Genomic DNA, 23,747 nt, shown 5'->3' with positions numbered 1-23,747 from the left:
AGATAGCAGGGAGCGTTTAGCATGCGTACAACTACCCCTCAAAACTCAACATTTAGTCTAAAGTCAAAGCTGGTGCTAAGCTACCTCCTTGTGATTCTGGGCACAGTGCTGGTGCTCAGCTTTGCCGTCGCGATCGCCGTTCAGAACTACTTCTATAGCCTTCAGGTGAGCGGTACCAGTCGTGCCGCCACCTATCTAGCCAGTCAGACTCTCAATTATTATAGCCACTATGGCTCTGACTGGAAAAACCTTCCATCAGGCAACCTGGTTGCCGGTGACCAGTCATTTGCCTTGATTGTCGACAACAGTGGGAACCAGGTGGTATGCGCCAATGCCCGGCCATTATCCTACAGCAACTGCACAAACACCAATGTAAGCCAGGCACTGAAAAACACGCTGCAGTCGGGAAATGCATCAACAGGAAGTATACAGTTAGATACAGATGATGGAAATAGTGCCGCTGTCTACGCCACCGTCCCATTAAACTACGGTGGCCAGATCATTGGCGCGATCTATGTCGCCCAGATCAATGTTGCGTATGGTGGAATACTGAGTCAGATCAATCAATACATCATTCTGGCCAGCCTGGGTGTGGCGGTCATCGCGGCCCTGTGCAGCTATCTCTTCGTGCGCCGCTTTGTGCGTCCGCTTGAATTGTTGACTACCGCGGCGGAAAACATGAAACATGGCAGCTACACGCAGCGCGTTACGCAACATTTTCCACAGGATGAGGTTGGACTGCTGGCGCAGACATTTAATGAGATGGCAGACACCATTGAGGCCGATGTCAACGAACTACGGCGCCAGGATCAGATGCGCCGCGATCTGATCGCCAATATCGCCCACGACCTGGCGACGCCGTTGACGGCGATTCAGGGTCTGAGCGAGGCACTGGCCGACGATGTAATCTCTGATCCCGAGTCACGCCAGGAGACGGCCCAACGCATTGGACGCGAGGTGCAGCGCCTGCGCCGCCTGGTGGCCGATGTACGCCAGATGACGATGCTGGAGGCAGGCCAGATTCACCTGGACCTGGCTCCTCTGGACCTGCACTCACTGGTAGATGAGACGGTGGCGGTCATCGCACCCGAATGCGAGGCGCTGGGCATCAAGCTGCAAAATAATATTCCGGCGGACCTACCCTATGCCGAGGCCGATAGCGATCGCGTTACGCAGATACTCTTAAATCTGCTGGATAACGCCCGTCGCCATACTAATGAGGGCGGCCAGATCAGCGTGGATGCGGTGGAGAAAGACGGACAGGTACGCATTTCGGTTAGAGATACTGGCGTTGGTATTGATAAGGACGATCTGCCCCATATCTTTGAGCGCTTCTATCGCGCCGATCGTTCACGCGCCGCTAAGACGGGCGGTAGCGGCCTGGGGCTGGCCATCGTTAAAGCCATTGTGACGGCCCACGGTGGCAAAGTGTGGGCGGAAAGCACGCCCGGCCAGGGAACAACGGTGATCTTTACGCTGCCCCTGGCCCAACAAGCGCAGCAGCGCATCCCACAGATACAGCAGGTGCAGCAGAATATCCCGGCCTCCAATTAGGAAGGCTGACGTACCTCGCGCGCCGGTTGTAAGGCGCTAAACATCCGCAGGGGCGCGTCAAAATAGGAGTCATCAGCCATGCGCAGCGCATAGGCGAAGTCCTGTATGTAATTGAAACGCTGGTATGGATCTTTCGCCAGCGCTTTCAAGATGACTTTCTCTAGCTGGCGCGAAATAGTCGGCACAATCTCATGAGGTGGCAATGGCTCGCGATAGAGATGCTGCTTGCATAACTGAAGGGAAGAGCCAGCGAAGGGTGGACGCCCGCAGAGCCAGGTATAGACCAGAACGGCCAGGGCATATTGATCACTCATCTTTAAAGGATACCCCTCGATCTGCTCGGGCGCGGCATACAGCGCGGTCCCGATCGACTCCTGCAGACTATGCAGGTTCCCGGGCTGTACAGCGATGGCGATTCCGAAATCACTCAACCAGACCTCGTGGCCGCGACTGAGCAGGATATTCTGCGGCTTGATGTCGCGGTGAATAATATTGTGATTGTGCACATATTGCAGGGCACTGGCGATGCTGCACACAAAGGGAATGATAGCGGTAAGCGGTTGAGCGACATCCGGCTCAAAGTAATCCTGCAACGTACCGTTGGCGGCATAGTCCATTACCATGAACGGGGATCTCCCCTTGATGCCAAAATCCAGGATACGCACGATGTTGGGATGGCGCAGACTGGCGTGCAGCCGTGCCTCGGCGCAAAATTTCGTAATTTGCTCATCATTGGCCACCCAGTTATTCAAAACCTTCACCACCACCTTATTGCCCAGGTGGATATGCTCTCCCAGGTAAATGGTTGAGTTGGTACCTCGTCTCAGGACTCGAAACAGGCGATAGTTGCCGAACACAAATCCATCGCTGCTCTGCTTTGCTAAAGAATCGTCTGGCATAGACATATGGTATCTGTTCCTATTCGGCTATCACATGTCATCATTAATGTCCCCGCGCATACTCAAAACAAAGGGCCTGGCGATATGAGTCATCCCGGATGTTTGAAACATCTGAAAAGCGGGTTCCGCGCTCTCAATGCGGGATGTGCAGGATCTCTTTGCCGGGGTGCGGGGTCCAGGGGCGGCAGCCCCTGGCGGGGTTTCAGGGGACACCCCTGAAAACTTATACATGAAAGAGACCCTGCACCCCGGTTTTGGGAACTTTTTCAAAAGTTCGGGATGGCCCATATCACCACTACCCCTTAACCAGCCAAAACCAGAGATCGTATCTCTGGTTCTTCTGAGTGTACTTTTTCGCCGCCAGAATGTCATCAACCAGAAGGAGGATTCATCCATGCAGATAATATGGGTCTGGCTATCGCCCAAATGGAGGAAACAGGCTTCATTACCCGCAATCGCTTACCCGACATATCCCTACATGCTATACTATGGTAAGCAAATAAGCAGTATTGTAATATTACCATCCTCATGTGTTTAGAATAGTTTGACTGTTGACTGATGAGTGTTCTATGCCACCTTGCTCGCCGATAGTAAAGAAGGTGGGGAGCACATTGTCGACAAGCGAATCGCGCTATACATTCCTGACCGAGCACGTAAAAAAGGAGTCTCTGATGGAACGAGGAAGTCAAGACCCGCAAATCATTACAACCAAGCTAGCAATTCCACCTTACTACTTGAAGAAGATCATTCCTCGCGACCATGTGTACATGGCGCTGGATGCTGGCCTACAACGTCCTTTGCTATTGGTGACGGCTCCTGCTGGTTTTGGCAAGACAACGGTGGTCAGTGAATGGATTCGGCAACGGCAGTTGCCGGCGGCCTGGGTCTCGCTCGATCCTTCCGACAACGATATCGTACGCTTCTGGCGCTATATCCTCACCGCTTTAAGCCGTTTTCTGCCCGAGCTCAATGATTTGATCTCCTCCTGCCAGGGTGGGCAAGGAGGGCCCGGTATCGAGACCATCCTGACCCGCTTTATTAATAGCGCGATTACGCTATCCGAGGATATCGTGCTGGTACTCGATGATTACCATACCATCTGTACGCCGGTTATACACCAGAGCGTTACCTTTCTGCTGGAACACCTGCCACCACGGCTGCATGTCGTCCTGATCACCCGACGCGATCCACCTCTGCCACTGGCACGTCTGCGCGTACAGGGCAAGCTGGTTGAACTGCGCACCCAGGACCTGCGCTTTACCGATGAGGAAACGGGCATATTTCTGACCCAGGCCATGAATCTCAATTTGAGCCTTGATGACACCATTGCGCTCCGCAAGCATACTGAGGGATGGATTGCGGGCCTGCAGCTGGCAGCCCTTTCGCTGCAGGGGCGCTCTGACAACGATGCCAAAGGCTCCATGGCGCAGTTTCTCAAATCGTTCTCAGGCATCAATCGCAATATCTTACACTATCTGACCGACGAGGTCCTGCAGCAGTTGCCCGAACACATACAGACATTTCTTCTCCAGACCTCGATTCTTGAGCGCTTAAATGCCTCCCTATGCAATGCAGTCACCGGAAACACGGATGGAGAGATGATGCTGGAATGGCTGGAACAAAATAACCTCTTCTTAAATGCGCTGGATCATCAGCAATACTGGTATCGCTACGATCAGCTCTTTCTGGAGCTTTTGCAGCATCGCCTGAAACAGAAATATCCTACATTACTGCCCGAACTCCATCACCGGGCCGCCACCTGGTATGCGCAGCAAGGAATGGATATTGATGTGATCAAACATGCAATTCTGGCGGAAGACATGGAACTGGCGGTACGTTTGATTGAACAGCATGCCTGCCACTTTATTCAGCGTGGCGAGGACTCACTGGTACGGATGTGGCTGTCTAGCCTGCCGGAGGCGCTCATCGCCTCGCATCCCATGCTTTCCCTTTTACAGGCCTATACAGCCTTCCTGCAGGCTCGCATGGATGTGTATGAGCAGGCATTGACACGAGCTACGAGGCTATGGCAGAAGGATAAACAGCATCGCTACATGCTCGGACGTGTCTATGATCTACGGGCCCGCGTGGCCCTCTACTGTGGTGATGGTCCGCAGGTGATAAAGTATGCGCGACAGACGCTGGCTTTCATTGATGAAGATAGTTCCTCGCCATTCTATTGCAGCACCATGCTACACCTGGGCGCTGGGCACCTCTTGCAGGGCGAACTGGTGCAGGCGGCCCACTACCTCTCCGAGAGCTATCGGCTGGGACAAAAATACAGCTACACCACCGTGGCCCTGGCGGCGGGGGTCTATCATGGTCTGCTGCAAAAGGCTCAGGGCAACCTGCGTACCGCGATCCAGACCTTTCAGCAGATCTGTGGTGAGGCACAGACCATAGTCAGCTGGCCGGTGATTGCCGCCCATGTCTATCTGGCGGATATCTATCGCGAGCGGAATGAGGTTACCAATGCTCAGGAGCATATTCAGCAGGCCCGGTTATTGAGTCTACAGGCCGCAGACGAAGGCTATATGGCCGCCGAACTCTACCTGGTTCAGGCTCGCCTGACATGGCTGCAGGAGGAACATGAGCAGGCGATGACCCTGCTGATACAGGCAGAACATAGCTCGCAGCGCTTCGGACCCAATCCAACCTTTCTGGCACGTGTGGCGGAGCTACGCATGCACTTCTTGCTGGCGAGGAGGGACCTGACTACCGCCCGACAATGGCAGACACAGTATGCACCACCCCTGACGGATGATATGTTCCTCTATGAACGTGAGTACTGGTTAATGACACAGGCACGCCTGCTGATCGCTCAGGAACAGGGGCAACAGGCGGTCCAGCTGTTAGAGCCTGCCTATCAACTAGCGCATCAGCAGGGCCGCAGCCAGAGTGAATTAGAGCTACTGCTGCTGCTGACGCTGGCTTATCACATCGAGGGCAATACACAGCACACACTGCAGAAGCTTGAACAGGCTCTGCTGCTGGGAGAGGCGGGCGCCTATATGCGCAGTTTTGTAGATGAAGGGGCGGTAATGATCGCCCTGCTGACGGAGCTGTATAGCCGCTATCAGCGCCATTCCTCAGCGGAAACCATCCATAGCTCGCCCGGCTATATCTATACGCTGCTCTCATCGGTGGGTACCGAGACCCAGCCTCCGCGCTGGCTGATCTCGCAAGAAAACGAAGACGAGATGATCGACAAGCTGAGCGAGCGTGAGTATATGGTGCTGGCCCTGATTGCCGAAGGACTCTCCAATCAGGAGATCGCACAGAAACTGGTGGTCACCGTTAGCACCATTAAAACGCATCTGAATAACATCTATGCCAAGCTCCACGTGCACACACGACTGCAGGCCGTCACGCGCGCCTATGACCTGGGTGTCCTGCGCCGCAGCGAGGTAGATACCGAACCCCTCTCCCCACCCCGTCCCCTCCCATGACATCAAATTTCAAGCAATCCAACCGTGTGCGCTTTAGTTAGAGCCTGCAACCGCGAGTTGACATTGAGCTTGCTGTAGATGTTATTCAGGTGAGTCTTAATTGTGCTTTCAGCCACCACCAGGGTCGAAGCAATCTGCTGATTGGAGTTTCCTTCGGCGATCAACTTTAAAACCTCTAGTTCGCGACCGCTGAGCTGTTCAAGTGAGGCTTGCGCGCGCTGCGCACGCTTCTGCCACGACTTCCAGTCGCGCGGCTCTACATCACATCCAAATTCGAGCAGCAGGGTATGCACATAGCCCAGCACATGGGAATGCAGATCGCCAGTATAACGTTTCTGATGGCGATGATAGAGCTCGGAGAGCAGAGTCATCAAGACGTGTCCCTCATCAAGAAACAGGCGGCGGTATCCCCCTGGCTCGGCCAGTATCAGGCAGTGTTCCAGCACGTGCCTGGTGCGTCGAATATCCCCAGACGCGTAGTGCGCCTGTATCAGTAGCAATTGGAGCTGCAGCTCGTCGGCGACACGTCCCTGCGCCTTGATAGTTGGTAGCAGCGTCTGCACCAGTTGTATGACTTCGGCGGGTCGCCGCCGGGCCAGCAGCAGACGCGCCTTCGCCTGCAGCCAGAGCTCTTGCTCTAGCACGGAGCGCTCCTCAAGATTGGAGGGATAGCTGTTCTGCAACATGCCCTGCACAGGTCCCACATGACCAAGCGCCAGTCGATAACGCGTGCGCAGCAAGACAAGCTGTGCCAGCGCATACGTCTGGCCATCCTTATGCATAAGCAGGCCCTCGGCCTGGTCCAGAAGTTGTAGGGCCTGCTCTACCTTACCACCCGCCCAGGCCAGCTGGGCGGCAAGCATGCTATAGACGGAGCCACCCTCTATCTGCTCGCTCTCCTCCTGTGCCATCCTGAGTTGCTCCTGCGCACGCACCAACTCATTCCATTCCAGGTAGAGCTGGCCCGCCTGCAAATGGGCCTGGCGCGCAAACCAGGCCATGCAATCTTTACGATTGCTGCTGCACTGCTGGTACAGCTTCATAGCCTCACGCAGCTGACCCTGCATAGTGTACAGGCGTCCCTGGTGGAGCTGGCCGCTGGCGATGGCGATCGGACTATTCATCTGTTTGCCGATGCGCTGTCCCAGCGTCAGCTCAACTTGCGCCTGCTGGATATCGCCGCCGCACAGATGCGCGGCCCCGCGCAGCACATGTGAGAAGCTTGACAGCAAGGGCTTATAGCGGTTAGCGTCCAGCGCCTGCTGCGTATATGTCAGCGCCTGCTTGCCATTACCGGTATAAATAGCATAACAGGCCTGCAGATCGTAGATACAGCTGAGCATCTCGCTATCCTGGCGGCCCCGCTGGCTATGGCGCGCGATATCCAGCGCGTACCCATAGCGCTCCCATTGCCCCGTGTAGAGATAGATACAGGCGGATAGATAGGCTACCACGGGGCGCTGCTGCAGCTCAATATAGGGATGCAATTGCGTCAACCAATCAAAAATACATGGGATCTGTCCCTGCATCCAGAGCGGCCACGCGTGCGCTTCCAGCAGGTCGGCGGCCCGCTCATAAGCTCCGGCAGCCAGCGCATGCTCAACCGCTTCCTGCGGCATATCGTGCTGCTCATACCAGTGGCTGGCGCGACTATGGAGCTCTGGCAGACGTTCGGCATATTTCTGGGACAACTGCTGGCGCAGGAACTCCAGCAGGAAACGCTGATAGCGACGCCAACCACCTTCTTCATCCGGGACAGCGCTAAACAGATTAGCCCGCTCCAACCATTCCAACATCGCTTCGGCATTATCCCAACCAGTCACCGCGTCACAGAGGTCAGCCTTCACTTGTTCCAGAATAGAGGTTATATACAGAAACTCACGCACATCATCAGGTAAGGTCATCAGTATCTCTTCGTTGAGATAATGGGAGAGATGGCGATTAATGGCGATGAGCGAGGACATTGTCACGGGTGGTTCTTTCTGCTCAGGCATCTTTTGCAGAGCCATACCAACCAGCTGCAAACCGGCGATCCAGCCATCGGTGGCGCGCAGTAGATCACATAGATACTCTGGCTCAAGCTGCAGCTTCATGCCATGATTGAATAGCTGAGCCGTCTCATCTAGATCAAAGCGTAGCTCCTCGGAACGAATCTCCAGCAACTGTCCCCTCACGCGTAGACGCACCAGTGGCAGGGCGGGATCGGTTCGCGTACTGACCAATAGATGAACGTGAAGCGGCAGATGCTCCAGAAAAAAAGCCAGAGACTGGTGAATGGCGGGCAGGTGAATATGCTGGTAGTCATCCAACACGCACAGCAACGGATCGGGATAGGTCGTCAAAATATTAATGAAGGCGGCCAGCATATCTTTGATCGGATCATTTCGATGTATATCCAGGCATCGCTGCGCCTGCACCTCCAGATCCGGATTGGCGCGACCAAAGGCGGTCAGGCAGTAGCACCAGAAGCGGGCCAGGTCGTTATCATCGCTGTCCAAAGATAACCAGGCAACCTGGTAGGAGGATTGCTGCCGCAACCAGGCCGTCAGCAAAGTGGTCTTGCCAAAGCCAGCTGGTGCCGCGATCAACGTTAAAGGATGGTGCGCGCCACGCTCTAACTGATGGTAGAGATACGTACGCGGCACAAGCAGAGGGGCGTAGCTCTGGGGCATAGTCAATTTCGTCGCAAGCAGCAATTGTCTGGTCGGGCTAGTCTCCATCTCCATCCTCTTTCTTCCAACACGCATCCCTGCTAGCGATACCTGATCCCAAAGAGCAATTAATCACTATTATACAATAAACTCAAGGTCTTTATCCATACCTATCTATATAGGCTTGTGCAGATATATACAGTATTTAGATTGATCTCATATCAATACGTTACTATTTTTTACGTCATTATAATAACAATACAGGAGGGAAATGCTTTAATACATGATTTTTGAGGAGGCATCAAATCCATATTTTTCGAAAACTTATGCAAAAAATGTCCTGCTCAAAAAATGATACCTTGATACGCCCTTGATCATACAAGTACCACATTGAGTATGCCAACCTACCGGGTCGGATAATGAGGCAACTACTCACTGCTACCATACAGACGTACATGTGTTGATCCTACCTTTTTATCCACCCTACGGTGGAACACACACTATCACGTCCTCACTATACTAATGCTGTAACAACATTGTACTGTAGCTGAGCATAGCGAGAAGGCTTATTTGCACATGTGATCGTAAGTGAAAGGGGCAGACAGAAGTGTCAAGAACTTCTCAGGCGAGAGGGTCTTTCATCAAGGAGAGCATGTCTTCCTGTCATAATGCCTGGCCCAGGCCTGGCTAGATTGAGTAGACCAGACATGCGAGGAATAACAAAGGGTTAACCTGCGCAAGATCTAGCCATGTATAAGATACGATAACAAACGAAATTGGAGGGTATATGACCATGGAACAAACTGATGAACTGCTGACAGTACGAGAGGTGGCACGTCGTTTACGCGTGGACGATACAACGGTACGCCGCTGGATCAAGCACGGCACCCTTGAGGCTGTCTCGCTTCCCCACGTCGGCAAGCGCCAGGCGTATCGCGTACGCCGCAGCACCATTGATACACTGCTCAATCAACCGGCCTTACCCGTATAGAGAAAGTCTACGAGCAGTGATGAAGGCGACCCTCGTGGAAAGATCTTCATCACTGCTTGCGAGTCCAAAGTAACGGGAAGCATTTAATCCTGAGAAATGACGTGCAGCGGCGTCGCGGTTAGTTCAAGGAAATATTGTTCCAGACTGGTTTCGCGGCGGCGAATCTCGGTTGCGTAGATACCGCGTTCGGCGAGAAAAGCATTTACGGCCGCCGCCTGCTCCATGGTGGCCTCAACCTCCAGTAGCTGTCCTCCCGGCGGCGTCCATCCAGTGTTGGCGGGGGCCGTCACGATGCGAGCGTGACGCATCCAGTTCTGCTCCCCTTCTGGCTGCGTATGCAAAAACAACTCGGCCTGCTGTAACAGGTCCGGTTCGGCAAAGCTCAATAAGATACATTGTTGCTCTGAAAGAAGATCCTGTACATTCCCCTGTACCAGCAACTTACCGCGCTTGATAATGGCTACCCGCGAGCAGACCTGTTGAATCTCATGGAGTTGATGGCTCGATAACAGGATTGTAATACCTTGTCGCGACAGGCGACCGATCAACTCGCGTATCTCAACCACCCCGGCCGGATCGAGTCCATTGGTCGGTTCGTCTAAAATAATCAGTTGTGGATAATGCACGAGGGTCGCGGCCAGCGCCAGGCGCTGCTTCATACCTAGCGAATATTTGCTGTAGCTATCGTTGGCACGCGTGGCCATATCAACCAGCTCCAGCACCTCCTCTATACGCTCCTCAGTAGCCTGGTTACGCGCCATGCACCCAAAGGTAGCCACTCCACGCAGATTTTCTCGACCAGTCAAAAAAGGATAAAAAACAGGCTGCTCGACAATCGCCCCTACATGCTGTAAGGCACGATAGCGCTGCTTCTCATCGCTCATAGCATATCCCAGCGTCGTCACCTGGCCCGAAGTTGGATGAATCAGCCCCAGCAACATACGGATCGTCGTGGTTTTACCAGATCCATTGGGACCGAGCAGTCCGTAGACATCTCCACGATATATCTCGATGCCCAGGTGATCAACGGCGATAAAGGTGTCAAAACGCTTGGTCAACTCCTCGGTACGCACCACCATCTCAGCATGTTGTGATGGCCGTTGGTCATGACTGGCTATCTTTGGTAGATCACCCATACACACCCTATCCTTTCTTCAGCTGTGTATAGACGCTCTTTTTTCTAGCGGGACTGCAGGGAGGCGCGCAGTTTGGTGCAGGCGCGGTAGTAATACGTTTTGGCCGTGGTCATCGGCATCTCCAACACTTGCCCGATCTCAGAAAAGCTACATTGATAGAGATAGCGCAACAAAACAACCGAGCGGAACTTGGTCGGCAGGGCCTGAATGGCCTGCTGGAGCGCATGCTGCATATCATGATATTCCGCGATCTCTTCCGGTAAAGGATGGGTGTCAGGAATGGCCGCCAGGGGAGGCATCTCCTCTTCTTCAGATTGCCACTCTAACGCTGAGAACAGCGTCACCCGTCTACGACGCCGCTTACGCAGTTCGTCCCGACAGCAGTTCTGCGCCACACGAAATAACCACGGCTTCAGTTGTTCGCCCGTTGGAAGGTTCGGCAGAGCGATATACAACTTGAGAAATACCTGCTGCAATACGTCGCAGGCCTGGTCATACTCACCCAGGTGATGATAAATAAAGCGATAAAGCATGGTATGATACCGCTCAACCAGCGCCTCAAAAACCACCTGGTTGCCCGCCAGCACTTCACGCACCAGGACACCATCAGAGAACTCTTGCCATTTAGAAGGAACGTATTCTTGCTTTTGCATGAGAGGATCCTTTCTAACAAACGCGTCCCTTTGCGAAGCCGTTTAGTTAGTATTACCTGAGGATAGTATGGGCGCACTACAGTAGTGCATTACAGCGCTGTCTCTTTTCTCCCTTCTCCCACGTTACCATATATTCGTGTGCTTGCTCAGAAGTGTAGCGGATTGTTGAGGAAATTTCATCCCCCAAAAGGACGATTCATCAACTACTGAACTCATCCACCAGCCCTCCCTCTCTTTTTTCATAACGGGGATGGCCTCGGGCGTCGAACCCGAGGCCATCCCCGTTATTTAGATGTGGTGCCGCCGTCAGGCGGCACCACATCTAAAGCGCAGCTTGAAGATATCCCCCATCTTCAGCATATTCCTGCTATACCCCGCAAAACAATCTATAATTGGCTTTACAACTTGCAGTCGAACAAACAACTGATAGTCACAGAAGAGCTATGAATATCACAATTAAGTGTAGCATTCTACGCACCGCTTTTTTTAGCTATGCACCTAACGTTACTTTCAAACAAAAAAAGTCATATCTGTTTCATAACCCATCCAAAATCTCCTTTTATAAACCTTTACAAGTCTTCATCAATATTATACAATATTTATACAATGTACTTGTATGAAGATTCTCATACATCTTTTTGTTACAGCAAAGGGCAAAGTCGAAATTTAAGGTAGGAGGAGCCACATGAGCAATTTGTTGACGGTATCAGAGGTTGCCCGCATTCTGCGCGTTGACGATGCAACAGTACGCAGGTGGGTAAAACAGGGAGTATTAGAGGCAGTAGTGTTACCACATGTGCATTCCAGGCAGGTATATCGTATAAAACGTGAAACACTGGATCGTGTTCTTGGTGACAATAGTATTCAATAATGTATCTCTACCAATACAGCAAGGAAATTCCTGGCTAACGCAACGGCGCGCCAGCTGCTATGGCGCCTGAGTAGTACACGATTATGCCTTCCACTATGTGCCTGTCCATCGTCTGATTTAGCTTCCACAAGCTTACCGTCGGACGATGCGTATTTCTTCGCCACCAGTGATCCATGACGAGCACAGTTGAGAGACGGTGACCATTTATCATAGATCATCGCTATGCCATGCCCCCCATGATGATCCAAAGATCCTGACTCCAATCTCTCCCATTATCCCTCTCCTCTCGTTTGCAACCACTCTCATCACATAAGAATGTGTCTGCTCCCTCCTCTTATCGGGGCGCATAAGCGCCCCCGCACAGGCAGCCGCATGCGCGGCTGCCCTATTTTTTTGTGAGTTGGTGCGGCAGGTGCGCATGCGCACCTGCCGCACCAACTCACATATAACTGTGTCATACCACAGGTGCGCCTGCTCAGGCATGCCCCAGCGATCATGCACGTGGCTGCACACCATTTTTATATGGGCGCATGGAGCGCGCTCATGCGCACCTGCCGCACCAACTCACATATAACTGTGGCATACTACAGGTGCGCCTACTCAGGCATGCCCCAGCGATCATGCACGTGGCTGCACACCATTTTTATATGGGCGCATGGAGCGCGCTCATGCGCACCTGCCGCACCAACTCACATATAACTGTGGCATACCACAGGTGCGCCTGCTCAGGCATGCCCCAGCGAGCATGCACGTGGCTGCACACCGTTTTTATATGGGCGCATGGAGCGCGCTCATGCGCGCTCCATGCGCCCATATAAAAAAAACGGGCGGGGGCGCTCAAGTGCACAGACAAGCAAGACTTGCTTTCACTCCTACCGGAAGGTATAATAACTGAAGTGTCGCCCCTTGCATTTGTTTTGGAGATTTTTGCTTTGAGCAATAACTATACAGGTGGATCCGAGGGTGGAACATTGAACAATGGCAGTTCATCACTGAGTCGTCGCGAAGCGCGAGCCAATAGCAGCACCGGCGCCCTACCTCCACTGGGTACGTTAGGTATTGAGCGCCCGGCCCCTGGTGGATTTGACTTTGAGCAAATGGTGCAATCGCTGAAAGATCTATTTGAAAAGGATCGCCAGATCGCCAGTCAGTCCGATGCGACTCGTTGCGGAATCTGCTATCTCTACTTCCACGTCAACGAACTCCACTATCGCGAAGAGGGATTCTATGTATGCCCAGGCTGTGAGCAACACCTGGGATCTAATCGTCTGACCATCTTACGTAAACAACAAAAATTATAAACGTTCTAATAGAGAAAAGCGGCGCCCCTCTCCCAAGATGGAGAGAAAGGGCGCCGCTTTTCTCTGTATGCGTCTACTCGGCTAAGGCTGGCTCACCTTCTTCAAGGTCACCTTCCCTTACCTCACGCAGATCTTCAGGACTATCCAGGCGATCGATAAAGAGAATACCATCCAGGTGATCGATCTCGTGCTGGAGAATACGGGCAAACCAGCCTTCAGCATTGACTCGAATAGCCTTACCACGTACATCCTGTCCCTTTACAACAACTTTGGTCGCGCGACGAATGTTCTCACCAATGTATCCCGGGATACTCAGACAGCCCTCGGGTCCCTTTTCTTCACCCTCCGCCTTGACGATCTCAGGATTAAAAACTGCTACCTTCCGATCTTCGTATTCAGCAACAAAGACACGGATCGATTGCGCAATTTGTGGCCCTGCCAGCCCTACGCCATTCGCTTCACGCATGGTCTCAAACATGTCGTCCACCAGCCTCTGCAGCGATGGATCGAAACGATGGACCTTCTTGGCTTTCTGACGTAAAATTGGATTTTCAGTGGTAATAATTTTCCGAATGGCCATAATTCTTCTCAATACCCCTACACGACACGCTAGCAAACTATCAAAACATTAGTGTTATAATTGACCTTAATCGTACCATACCAGAGGGGTAATACGCAAACATGTTGGAGATCATAACCTCTACTATTGAGGAGCATCATTTGCTGCCCGCACAGGGCCGCGTGGTTGTGGCGGTGTCGGGTGGGGCCGATTCGCTATGCCTGCTGCACGTGCTGCATCAGCTCTGTGGACCCGCTAAACGCTATCCACTGGTATCGCTGCATGTGGCCCATCTGAATCACCAGTTGCGCGGTCGGGAGAGCGAACGGGATGAAGAGGCGGTGGCCAACATTGCTCGCGCCTGGCAACTACCAGTAACGTTGGGCCGCGTAGATGTCACCACTCTAGCGCAGCGCGAGCATCGCTCTATTGAGGAGGCAGCCCGCGTGGCCCGCTACCGTTTCTTACGCGAAGTGGCGCAGGGACAGCCAATCGCGGTCGCCCATCACCTGGATGACCAGGTGGAGACGCTGCTCCTCCACTGGCTACGCGGTGGCGGGATCGCCAGTATGGTGGGACTCCAGCCGCGGCAGCAGGATATTATCCGTCCCCTGCTGGCCGTGCGTCACGCGGACACGCTGGCGTACTGCGCACAACATCAATTGGTGCCGGTTGAAGATCTCAGCAACAGCGATGTACGCTTTATGCGCAACCGCATTCGCCACGAGCTCCTGCCCCTGCTCGAAGCGATGAATCCCGGTTTCCGCGACACGCTGCTGCGCAACGCCGAGGTGCTACAAACAGATTTCGCCTGGATCAATGCTCAGGTGGACCAGTGGTGGCCACAGATCGTTCTGCAACAACAATCGGACCAGTTGCAGCTATCCATTCCTCCATTGCAGCTTCTCCATCCCAGCTTACAGCACCATCTGCTCCGACGGGCCAGCGCCCACCTGGCAGGGGGTCAATCTCCGCTAGAAGCCCGTCACTATCAATTGCTGGACCGTTTGCTGCAGCGACCAGCTACCAACGAAACAATTACCCTCCATCTCCCACAACACCTTCACGCCATGCGCAGAGGTGATATACTAGTCTTCAAATATATTTCTGAACAAGCGGGCAAAGATAATAGGGAGTCACCTCTTCACGAGGTGACCCTTTCGTTGCCCGCCAGTATCGCCGTTCCTGGTACGCCCTGGACCGCGCGAGCCGAGTGGGTCGCGGATAGCGTCACAAAACAGGTGCAAGCCGCCCTCCGCCGGCAGGACTGGTCAACGGTCTGGCGCCTTCTGCCGATAACGCCACATACTGTTTATGTGGACGCGGACACACTGACAGGAGATATTGCGGCTCCTGATCTGCGCGTGCGCACACGCAGGGATGGCGATCGTATTCAGCCACTGGGTATGAAGCAGGAGAAAAAAGTTAAAGAGGTTTTGATCGATAGGCATATTCCACGCGAGGAGCGCGCGCAGCTACCCCTATTCTTTTCAGGCACACGCTGTATCTGGCTAGGTGGCGTCCACCTCGATCACCGGGTACGCCTGACCGAAACCACCCGCAGGATCATTCGCCTGTCGATCAACCATTCATTATGAAATAATAAAAGAGGAACACATGCATCAAGATATTGAAGAGATTCTCATTTCAGAAGCACAACTACAGGAAAAAATCACATCGCTGGGACAACAGATCGCCCTCGATTATACTGGCAAAAACCTGCTCCTGCTGGGAACCTTAAAAGGGGCCGTCCCCTTCATCGCTGACCTGGCCCGCGCCATTGATCTGCCACTGGAGATCGATTATATGGCAGTCGCCAGCTATGGGAACACCACGCAGTCCAGCGGCATCGTGCGCATCATCAAAGATCTTGAGGGCCCGATCGATCAGAAACACGTGCTGATCATCGAGGATATCATCGATAGTGGCCTCACCCTGCACTACCTGGTCGATCTGCTGCGACGCCGCAATCCACTCAGCCTGAAGATCTGTTCCCTGCTCAATAAAGAGCGTCCCCGCCTCAAAAACGTGCCCATCGACTACTATGGCTTTACCATTCCCGATAAATTTGTCGTCGGCTATGGACTCGATTACGCTCAGCTCTACCGCAACCTTCCCTACATCGGCATCCTGAAACCATCCGTCTACTCAGAAACCAGCGAACCCGCCAAACAACACAAAAGCATGGCCGAAGAAGTATAGAATGCGATATGCATAAAAGAGACCGCCCGCGGCGCGCCGCGGGCGGTCTCTTTTATGCATATCGCATTGTTCTATCCTTTGACGCTACCGACGGTGAGACCAGATTTGAAGAAGCGTTGGGCGAATAAGAAGACGATTACCAGCGGCACGGATATGATGATCGATGTGGCGGCAAAGTAACCCCACGGGGTACGGAAGTCACCCTGCAGACGATAGAGGCCCAGGATAAAGGTGAGATTTGAGCCGGTATCGTTGGCGTTCAAGATGTAGTTGGCGATCGCGAACTCGCTCCAGCCACCAACGAAGATTAGAAGTCCCGAGGCAGCCAGCGCGGGCGTCGCCAGGGGCATAACGACACGCCAGAAAGCCTGCCACATCGTAGCGCCATCAATAATAGCCGCCTGGTCCAGTTCAACCGGCAGCGTGTCAAAGTAACCTTTGATATTCCAGCAGCTAAACACGATCGAGGTAGACACATAGATCAGGGCCAGGCCAAACAAGGGCGCGCTATCCAGCAGATTGAGATACTGCAATAGATAGTAGTAGGCGCTGATGGCCAGCAGACCGGGGAAGGACTGGAGGACCAGCAGGAGGTTCAGGGACATGCGACGACCCCGGAAGCGAAAGCGCGCGAGCGCATACGCGCCGGTCATCGAAAAGAAGAGTCCTACTACGGTCGATAAACCACAGACAAACAGTGTGTTGCCCAGCCAGGCCAGCAGTGGCTCCTGCGTAAAGGCATAGACATAGTTATCCAGGCTGGGATTTACCGGCAACAGGTGGAGATCCGTCGTGTACAGGTTCTGGCTGCCAGCGAATGACGCCTGCACTACGAAATAAATCGGGAACAGCGCGAAGGTGGTCATCACGATCAGGAAGATATAGATCAAGCTGAGCTGAAAAGCGGTCGTCACTTTGCGGCGGCGAATCTTGGCATCGATGCGGGCGCGATAGCGTCTGTGCTCGGTCGACTCCACAGGCGATACAACGTCATCTGTGGCAGGAACCGGCTTCGGCGCAGTTGTGGTGATATTTTTGCTCATGCCATAGCCTCCTTTGAGGAACTACCCAGCGTACGGGTCAGGAACGTTACCGAGCCCAGTACAATAAAGACCAGGATGGCGAAAGCGGCGATCTGCGCATAGTGGATGTTACCCGCGTTCTGACCCAGCACTTTGTTGTAGATATACACCATGACAAATGAGGTGGCACCCGGTTTATCGGCGCTGGTGATTGGACCTCCCTGCGTGATCAAGTAGACAACTCCGAACATCTGGAAGGTGGTAATCGCGCTCAGGATGGTCGCGGGCGTAATGGCAGGGATCAGCAAGGGCAATGTCACGGCGCGGAAGCGCTGCCAGGCGTTGGCGCCATCGACGTTGGCGGCCTCTCCCAGTTCCGCCGGCACGCTCTGGAGCGCGCCCAGAATCACCACGGTGAAGAAGGGATACGAGAGCCACACGTTGACCATTACTACGGCGATAAAGGCCCAGGTGGGATCGGTCAACCAGGGAATACCAAATTTGGGACCAAAGAAGACGCGTCCGATCTGGTTAAGGGGACCGAAGTCATAGTTGAAGAGGAACTTCCAGATCAAGGAGGTAATCGCGTATGGCGTCGCCCAGGGTACCAGCAATACCACGCGCCAGAAGGGCAGCCCCTTTACCTTCTGATTATTGAGTGCCAGCGCGGTCGCCAGGCCGATGATTAAAAAGAGTGCGATACAGACCGCTACATACAGCAAAGTGATCCCTAACACATAAATTAAATCGCCGTTGGCAACGCTAAACCAGTAGGTATAGCTGTTCAGACCCGCAAAGTTGTATTCGTTATTGAATAGCGTATTGTTGGTGAGCGAGAGATAGATGGTATAGATAATGGGAGTGAGGTTAATAACCGCAATGGTTAGCAGCATCGGTAGCAGATAGAGAAAAATCTGTGAACGTTTGACTCTGAACATTGCTACTCGCTCCTTCTGAGAACGTCAGGTACACTCAGCATGAGAGTAGAGCCTTTCAAAATTGTTATGCTGTGCTGGGGGAATGAGCATTGTGCCTTCCCCAGCACAACAATTGTTTAGATGCTGACGGATTTAGGAATTAATGCCCTTGACGCCCTGTTCGCCGGCTTTCTGGGCAGCGTTGAAGGCGGCGTTGACGGACTGGCTACCTGACCACACCGCGGTCAGGGCATCCTGTACAGGCTTCCACAAAGCGGACATGTAAGGAGTGTTGGGCATCGGAACACCGACTTTGACCTGGGTTGCGTAGGCAGCGATGGCTGCGTTATCGGTCACCGCCTTGTCAGAAGCAGCGGCGGCGTTGGCCGGGATCTCGCTGGTAGCTTTGATCATGCTTAGCTGATTGTCTTTGTTGGTGTAGAACTTCATGATGTCGGCCACGGTAGCTGGATCTTTCGCGATCTTGGTCATCCACAGCGACTTTACGCCTACGAATGGGGTCGCTGGAGTATTGAGGCCAGAGATAGTTGGCAGCTGGGCAAAACCGATATCCATTTTGGACTTGGTGGCATAGTCGGCATAAGACCATGGACCGTTGATGATGGCGGCCGCTTTGCCCTCGGTAAAGAGAGAGGAGGCGATATCATAGCTGATCTGTTTTGGCATGTATGGGCGGAAAGAGCTGATGAATTGAGCCGCCTGCAGGGACCTGGAGGAATTGACTCCAACGTTTCCATCCTCGGTCACGTAGTTGCCACCGAAGCCATAGAACCAGGGAGCGTTGAAGTAGGCGTCCTCAGTTGGCCACACGATACCATACTTGCCCGGATTCTTCTGCTGGTAAGTTTTGGCAAAGTTCAGCATATCATCCGTGGTCCTGGGCATATCCGTGTCTTTGACCAGCTGCTTGTTGTACATGATGGTGATAGCTTCAGTGGTCTCGGGTACGCCGTAGATCTTGCCATTGTAGGTCACAGCCTTGGCGGCGGCAGGAGTAAAGGTCGATTTGATGTAATCAGAGCTCAGGTACTGATCCATCGGCACAACCATGTGGCTGGCGGCCAGTTGGCCCAGGGAGTCGTCGGTCCAGGCGATAATATCCGGTCCCTTACCACCCTTGAGCGCGGTGATGGATTTGTCGACCAGCTGATCCTGTTGCACCAGCTTGATAGTGATGTTTGGATGCTGCTTATGGTAGGCGTCAAAGATGGCCTTCTTGGCATTTAAGTAGTCGCCCTGCCAGCTGTGCCAGATCGTAATGGTCTCGGGTTGATTCGATGGGCCCGAACTTTTCGCTCCGTCGGCATTGCCACCGCACGCCGAGATCAACAGGGCGCACAACATGGCCAGTGAAAGGAAACTCGTGATCACGCGTTTAGATAACATGATCTAATCCTCCAAATATAGTTAAACTCAACTTTTTCTTGTTCTCATCCATAGACGAAAAACATCATGTCCTGATAACCTTATGCCTATACAAGGCATAAGGGGTTAGCACGAGCTGAGCATCAGCTTGCAAAAGAAAACCTGGGAGTCAGCTTTCCAGACTTTGTTCTTACTTATAAGACAAGCCGAGAGCCGATATAGCCTGCGTTTTTGAAAAAAGGGGGATGATCTGTGTATATGTTGAACGGTATACGGGCAGAGTGTGCATGAGAGGTAAATAATTGGCGACCGTGAAGTGAGCCAATCTATCGATGGCATGCCAACCCACGGGCCAACGTCTCAGTTATTACCGCAACGCTGCTGTACCAGAGCTCAAAGAATACGAACAGTTATCCCTATTGACCAGTATCGACCTGGTGCAACTCATTTTCAATGCTCTGACTTACCGATGTTAGACACTCAAAGAGTATCTTTTGTTTAGAAATATCCAGCACGCTCATCAACTCACGAATGCGTAAGGTATGTTGCGTGTCGATCTTCTCACGTAAACGGCTTCCCTCCGCTGTTAGCGTGATCAGGGTCACCCGACGGTCTTGTACACTTGGAACTCGCCTGACTAGATTAAGATGTTGCAAGCGATCTACAATTCCTGTGACATTGCTCTTGTCGGTTATCAGCAACCGACTTAAATCAACCATCGAACGACCATGCACTTCATCTAAATGCTGTAATGCCCAATACTGCCTGGTACTCAATCCATAGTCGGCGAAGAAACGATTATCGCTATCATCTAGCAAAATGAACGTTTTGGACAACAACTGATAGATTTCGAGTTCGATGCCAGCACCCTTGCTAACTGGACCCATGAATATCACCTTTCCCATTTCCCCAGGGAAGATCTGGTAATTTCTATTGAAAAGTATACCGACAAACAGTTTAATTGTCAACTATTTAGTGGTAAATTTTCTAAACAAAAACTATTTTTGAGATACGCATATCTCAGCACTCAATGGAGGCAGGCTGATTTCGAGCCGGCCTGCATGGATTGGGAGCACGGCCTCCATTTCTGGCCTTGCAAGCATCGCACATAGATGCGCGGGCAGCGGCCTACCATCGTTGAGTACATTATCCAATTGAACGCTTACATGTGCCGTTTGCTCGCTATTGTTCAAAACAACCAGCACATAATCTTCATTATTATACCGTATATACGCACCAACTTGTGCTGAATCAACATCGGATTCAACAACAATTTTTCGCCGCTTTCCGTTTTGCAGAACCCGGTACTGATGGCGTAGCGCGACCAGGCGGCGATAGTAGGCCAGCATATCATAGTCCTGTTGCTCGCCCCAGATCATGGGAGCGCGACAATAGGCGTTCTCTTTATGCGCGTCATCGCTCTGTGACAGGCCGACTTCAGTACCATAATAGATGATGGGCGTTCCTTCGAGCGTCATCTGGAACGCCGTGGCCAGCTTCAGGCGATCGCGCTGTCCATCCGCCAACCAGAGGAAGCGATGCATATCATGGTTATCGACGACGACCGCCTTGCTCATACTTGGAGGAATCTGCTGGCTATGGGCATCCAGGAAGCTCAAGAGCTCTTGCAGGGTGTGCTCACGCAGCGCAAAGGTGCGCCGTAGCATAGCGGAAAGTGGGAAGTCCATAAAGCCGTCCATGCGACCAGCGTAATCGACGATCTCGGACATCGGTGAGGTGATCTCGCCAATGGTCAGCGCGTCGGGATGCGCCGTTTTGACGGCCTGCTGAAATGAGGTCCAGAAAGCGTGTGAGGGACCAGGGACATAATCCAGCCGCAGTCCATCCGCGCCATAATGCTCCAGCCAGTAGAGGGCGGCTCCATTGAGGTATTCACGCACACCGGGCTCATCCGTGCTCAGCTCAGGCATGCTCTGCACCATGGCATAGCTGCGATACGCATGCGGTAGCTCATCTGTAAAGTCGTACCAGCTGGCATAGGAACTATCTGGATTGCTGAGAGCATCGACAAAAGCGAAGTGCTCGTCGGAGGTATGATTGGCCACAAAATCCAATAAGACGCGCATACCGCGCTGGTGAGCCTCTTGAATTAAGCGCCGCAGCATCTCATCGGTTCCATATCGCCTGGCGACATGGTGGTAGTCTGATGGATTATATCCATGATGGGTGGGACTCTCAAATAAAGGAGAGAGCCACAGGCAGTTGACGCCCAGCGCTTGAATATAGTCTAGCTTTTCGAGAATGCCACGCAGAGTGCCGCCAAAGAAGTCTGTGATGCCGCGCGTCTCTTCGCTGTGTAGAGGTGGCTCATCATGGGCCGCACTAAAGCGGTCAACAAATATCTGGTAGACGACGGCCTCATGCCACCACGCGGGCGCTTCCCAGCGATCAACATGATAGGCGAAGCAACGTCCCTTTTTCTGCGGCATGGTTACAGGGTCCACCCGATCGGCATACCAGTGCAGACAGGGATCACTCAGGCTCCAACCATCGGCACGATAGCGCACCAGGATCCCATCTTCCTGAGCAGGTATCACCGCCTGCCAGATACGCGCTATCTGACCGCAATCGGCGTTATACTGCTGCCGATCCGTCGGTTCGGCAAAAATAACCGTGCCTCGCTCGGCACTACCTCTTTCACCAACCGGCTCACTACCATCTGTCGTGTAATATATGGCAACCCGCTCAATGGGCCGGTCCACATTGACAAACAAGGAGAGCGTAACGTCCTGTCCGGGCCTGGGATCAAGCGGTTGGATCTGGCTTAAATGCGCCAGTCCATCTTCGACCGCGGCCTTGAAACGTCGCGTGTGCGCGGAAGCATAGGGAGAAAAAAAGAAGTCCACAACTTGAGTCATTCCGACACGTACCTCTTCATTAGAAACCGGCATCTATGCTGGCTTCTACACAATATCGTAAAAAAAAATATAGTTGACAAGCAAACTATATCCTAAGTCTAACTATTTTTGCCCGTTTGTCAAGCCGGGATATCCTTAACTATGTTACAATGGCCTTGTTCAACCTGCTGGTAATATAAAGTAGCCGGTTGCACCTATGTAGTACGCTACACTCGTACAGGTGATACCTCATATGGTATCGGTACATATCGATAGAGGAGATTTTGTGATGGTATCTGTTGGTGTCATTGGCAGTGGTGCCTGGGGCACGACACTGGCGATCTTGCTGGCACGCAAAGGCATCGCCGCCACCATCTGGGACCACCGGCCGGAGCGGGCCCTTGAAATGCAGCATGCCAGAGAGAACAGTGTGTTTCTCCCAGGCATACATTTTCCCGAGGCCGTACGTGTTACCTCAGATAGCGCGGAGGCGGTACAGCAGAAGGATATGCTGCTACTGGTAACCCCTTCACAAAAATTGCGCGAAAATCTGCGGCTGCTGACTCCTCATCTCTCACGCCAGACGTTGCTGGTGAACGCCAGTAAGGGCATTGAGATTAACAGCCTGCAGCGCATGACCGAGGTAATCGCGGAAGAGATACCAGATGCGCAACAACGGATCGCGGCCCTCAGCGGTCCCAATCTATCGCGCGAGGTGGCTGAAGGCAAGCCGACGGCCGCCGTGGTCGCGGCCTATAACGCGGACGTTGCCAGGGCAGCCCAGGACATTATCAATTTCAATACCTTCCGCGTGTATACATCCAACGATGTGATTGGGGTGGAGTTGGGTGGCGCGCTTAAAAATATTATCGCTATCGGCGCCGGTTTCAACGATGGCCTGGGCTATGGAGAAAACGCGAAGGCGGCTATCATTACACGCGGGCTGGCGGAGATCTCGCGCCTGGGGGTCGCGGCCGGTGCGAATCCTTTGACCTTCGCGGGCCTGGCGGGTATGGGTGACCTGGTGGGGACCTGCGCCAGTCCTTTGAGCCGCAATCAGCAGCTCGGTCGGAGGCTGGCCGGTGGAGAGAAGCTGGCCGATATCCTCAAATCCACCCATAGCGTGGCGGAAGGGGTCTCAACCACCCGGGCCGCGTTACGGATGGCGGATCGCTACAATGTAGAGATGCCGATCGCCAGACTCTTAAGCCAGATACTCTTTGAGGGCCTGGACCCACGAAAAGCCGTACTGGAACTGATGATGCGTGATCCCAAAGGCGAGCTAGAAGATTTGTAAA

At 53.1% G+C, this 23,747-nt stretch carries 18 protein-coding genes; 8 read left to right on the top strand and 10 right to left on the bottom strand.

Annotated features, from left to right (window positions below):
• Positions 1-21: 21 nt before the first annotated feature.
• A complete protein-coding gene (locus KTT_RS12315; RefSeq protein ID WP_126596255.1) occupies positions 22-1,554 on the top strand; it encodes a sensor histidine kinase in 1,533 nt (510 codons plus the stop codon).
• Here KTT_RS12315 and KTT_RS12310 read toward each other — a convergent pair.
• On the bottom strand, positions 1,551-2,459 hold the full coding sequence (locus KTT_RS12310; protein ID WP_126596254.1) for a serine/threonine protein kinase: 909 nt from the start codon (positions 2,457-2,459) through the stop codon (positions 1,551-1,553). The genes KTT_RS12315 and KTT_RS12310 overlap by 4 nt on opposite strands.
• Positions 2,460-3,124: 665 nt before the next feature.
• On the opposite strand from KTT_RS12310, the gene KTT_RS12305 reads away from it, so the two are divergent.
• The gene (locus KTT_RS12305; RefSeq protein WP_160145822.1) at positions 3,125-5,902 is read left to right on the top strand and encodes a winged helix-turn-helix domain-containing protein; all 2,778 of its coding nucleotides are present in this window, start codon (positions 3,125-3,127) and stop codon (positions 5,900-5,902) included.
• Between the two features lie 2 nt (positions 5,903-5,904).
• On the opposite strand, the gene KTT_RS12300 is transcribed toward KTT_RS12305, so the two are convergent.
• Positions 5,905-8,622 carry a winged helix-turn-helix domain-containing protein gene (locus KTT_RS12300; RefSeq protein WP_160145821.1) on the bottom strand — a complete coding sequence of 906 codons (2,718 nt, stop codon included), beginning with the start codon at positions 8,620-8,622 and terminating at the stop codon, positions 5,905-5,907.
• Between the two features lie 724 nt (positions 8,623-9,346).
• On the opposite strand from KTT_RS12300, the gene KTT_RS12295 reads away from it, so the two are divergent.
• Positions 9,347-9,544: a helix-turn-helix domain-containing protein gene (locus KTT_RS12295; protein ID WP_126596251.1), complete on the top strand. Its 198-nt coding sequence runs from the start codon at positions 9,347-9,349 to the stop codon at positions 9,542-9,544.
• An 83-nt stretch (positions 9,545-9,627) separates the two neighbouring features.
• On the opposite strand, the gene KTT_RS12290 is transcribed toward KTT_RS12295, so the two are convergent.
• Positions 9,628-10,680 (bottom strand): ABC transporter ATP-binding protein, encoded by a 1,053-nt coding sequence (locus KTT_RS12290; RefSeq protein WP_218030878.1) that lies wholly within the window; start codon positions 10,678-10,680, stop codon positions 9,628-9,630.
• A gap of 44 nt (positions 10,681-10,724) precedes the next feature.
• A complete protein-coding gene (locus KTT_RS12285) occupies positions 10,725-11,333 on the bottom strand; it encodes an RNA polymerase sigma factor (protein ID WP_126596250.1) in 609 nt (202 codons plus the stop codon).
• Positions 11,334-12,018: 685 nt separating this feature from the next.
• Here KTT_RS12285 and KTT_RS12280 point away from each other — a divergent pair.
• A complete protein-coding gene (locus tag KTT_RS12280; protein ID WP_126596249.1) occupies positions 12,019-12,204 on the top strand; it encodes a helix-turn-helix domain-containing protein in 186 nt (61 codons plus the stop codon).
• Between the two features lie 932 nt (positions 12,205-13,136).
• Entirely contained in the window at positions 13,137-13,505 is a 369-nt protein-coding gene (locus KTT_RS12275; protein ID WP_126596248.1) for a hypothetical protein, read from the top strand.
• 73 nt (positions 13,506-13,578) lie between these two features.
• On the opposite strand, the gene def is transcribed toward KTT_RS12275, so the two are convergent.
• Positions 13,579-14,085 (bottom strand): peptide deformylase, encoded by a 507-nt coding sequence (gene def / locus KTT_RS12270; RefSeq protein ID WP_126596247.1) that lies wholly within the window; start codon positions 14,083-14,085, stop codon positions 13,579-13,581.
• A 101-nt stretch (positions 14,086-14,186) separates the two neighbouring features.
• On the opposite strand from def, the gene tilS reads away from it, so the two are divergent.
• Together tilS and hpt are read left to right on the top strand one after the other, a co-directional pair.
• Complete coding sequence (tilS, locus tag KTT_RS12265; RefSeq protein ID WP_126596246.1) at positions 14,187-15,662, top strand: tRNA lysidine(34) synthetase TilS; 1,476 nt, start codon at positions 14,187-14,189, stop codon at positions 15,660-15,662.
• 19 nt (positions 15,663-15,681) lie between these two features.
• Complete coding sequence (gene hpt, locus KTT_RS12260) at positions 15,682-16,266, top strand: hypoxanthine phosphoribosyltransferase (protein ID WP_126596245.1); 585 nt, start codon at positions 15,682-15,684, stop codon at positions 16,264-16,266.
• Between the two features lie 71 nt (positions 16,267-16,337).
• On the opposite strand, the gene KTT_RS12255 is transcribed toward hpt, so the two are convergent.
• From KTT_RS12255 to KTT_RS12235, 5 genes are all read right to left on the bottom strand, one after another.
• Positions 16,338-17,309, bottom strand: coding sequence for a sugar ABC transporter permease (locus KTT_RS12255; protein WP_126596244.1), 972 nt, complete (start codon positions 17,307-17,309; stop codon positions 16,338-16,340).
• Positions 17,306-18,226: a carbohydrate ABC transporter permease gene (locus KTT_RS12250; protein WP_126596243.1), complete on the bottom strand. Its 921-nt coding sequence runs from the start codon at positions 18,224-18,226 to the stop codon at positions 17,306-17,308. Before KTT_RS12250 ends, KTT_RS12255 begins: the two co-directional genes overlap by 4 nt.
• A gap of 132 nt (positions 18,227-18,358) precedes the next feature.
• Positions 18,359-19,612, bottom strand: a complete 1,254-nt coding sequence (locus KTT_RS12245) for a sugar ABC transporter substrate-binding protein (RefSeq protein ID WP_126596242.1) — start codon at positions 19,610-19,612, stop codon at positions 18,359-18,361.
• Between the two features lie 395 nt (positions 19,613-20,007).
• Positions 20,008-20,478, bottom strand: coding sequence for a MarR family winged helix-turn-helix transcriptional regulator (locus tag KTT_RS12240; RefSeq protein WP_126596241.1), 471 nt, complete (start codon positions 20,476-20,478; stop codon positions 20,008-20,010).
• A gap of 111 nt (positions 20,479-20,589) precedes the next feature.
• Entirely contained in the window at positions 20,590-22,470 is a 1,881-nt protein-coding gene (locus tag KTT_RS12235; RefSeq protein WP_160145820.1) for an alpha-amylase family glycosyl hydrolase, read from the bottom strand.
• A 265-nt stretch (positions 22,471-22,735) separates the two neighbouring features.
• Here KTT_RS12235 and KTT_RS12230 point away from each other — a divergent pair, with 265 nt between their 5' ends.
• On the top strand, positions 22,736-23,746 hold the full coding sequence (locus KTT_RS12230; RefSeq protein ID WP_162511803.1) for an NAD(P)H-dependent glycerol-3-phosphate dehydrogenase: 1,011 nt from the start codon (positions 22,736-22,738) through the stop codon (positions 23,744-23,746).
• The last annotated feature ends 1 nt before the right edge of the window (position 23,747 follow it).

Source organism: Dictyobacter aurantiacus (assembly GCF_003967515.1).
Taxonomy (GTDB): Bacteria; Chloroflexota; Ktedonobacteria; order Ktedonobacterales; family Ktedonobacteraceae; genus Dictyobacter; species Dictyobacter aurantiacus.
The sequence above is the reverse complement of the archived record's forward strand: the minus strand, read 5'-3'. Positions and strand labels throughout refer to the sequence as shown.

Bases quoted from the DNA above. Each gene is read 5' to 3' on its own strand.
- KTT_RS12280 (WP_126596249.1), top strand. From the start codon at position 12,019: ATGAGCAATTTGTTGACGGTATCAGAGGTTGCCCGCATTCTGCGCGTT.
- def (WP_126596247.1), bottom strand. From the start codon at position 14,085: ATGGCCATTCGGAAAATTATTACCACTGAAAATCCAATTTTACGTCAG.
- KTT_RS12235 (WP_160145820.1), bottom strand. From the start codon at position 22,470: ATGACTCAAGTTGTGGACTTCTTTTTTTCTCCCTATGCTTCCGCGCAC.
- KTT_RS12255 (WP_126596244.1), bottom strand. From the start codon at position 17,309: ATGAGCAAAAATATCACCACAACTGCGCCGAAGCCGGTTCCTGCCACA.
- KTT_RS12315 (WP_126596255.1), top strand. From the start codon at position 22: ATGCGTACAACTACCCCTCAAAACTCAACATTTAGTCTAAAGTCAAAG.
- KTT_RS12295 (WP_126596251.1), top strand. From the start codon at position 9,347: ATGGAACAAACTGATGAACTGCTGACAGTACGAGAGGTGGCACGTCGT.
- KTT_RS12305 (WP_160145822.1), top strand. From the start codon at position 3,125: ATGGAACGAGGAAGTCAAGACCCGCAAATCATTACAACCAAGCTAGCA.
- KTT_RS12285 (WP_126596250.1), bottom strand. From the start codon at position 11,333: ATGCAAAAGCAAGAATACGTTCCTTCTAAATGGCAAGAGTTCTCTGAT.
- KTT_RS12290 (WP_218030878.1), bottom strand. From the start codon at position 10,680: ATGGGTGATCTACCAAAGATAGCCAGTCATGACCAACGGCCATCACAA.
- KTT_RS12240 (WP_126596241.1), bottom strand. From the start codon at position 20,478: ATGGGTCCAGTTAGCAAGGGTGCTGGCATCGAACTCGAAATCTATCAG.
- tilS (WP_126596246.1), top strand. From the start codon at position 14,187: ATGTTGGAGATCATAACCTCTACTATTGAGGAGCATCATTTGCTGCCC.
- hpt (WP_126596245.1), top strand. From the start codon at position 15,682: ATGCATCAAGATATTGAAGAGATTCTCATTTCAGAAGCACAACTACAG.
- KTT_RS12250 (WP_126596243.1), bottom strand. From the start codon at position 18,226: ATGTTCAGAGTCAAACGTTCACAGATTTTTCTCTATCTGCTACCGATG.
- KTT_RS12245 (WP_126596242.1), bottom strand. From the start codon at position 19,612: ATGTTATCTAAACGCGTGATCACGAGTTTCCTTTCACTGGCCATGTTG.
- KTT_RS12300 (WP_160145821.1), bottom strand. From the start codon at position 8,622: ATGGAGACTAGCCCGACCAGACAATTGCTGCTTGCGACGAAATTGACT.
- KTT_RS12310 (WP_126596254.1), bottom strand. From the start codon at position 2,459: ATGTCTATGCCAGACGATTCTTTAGCAAAGCAGAGCAGCGATGGATTT.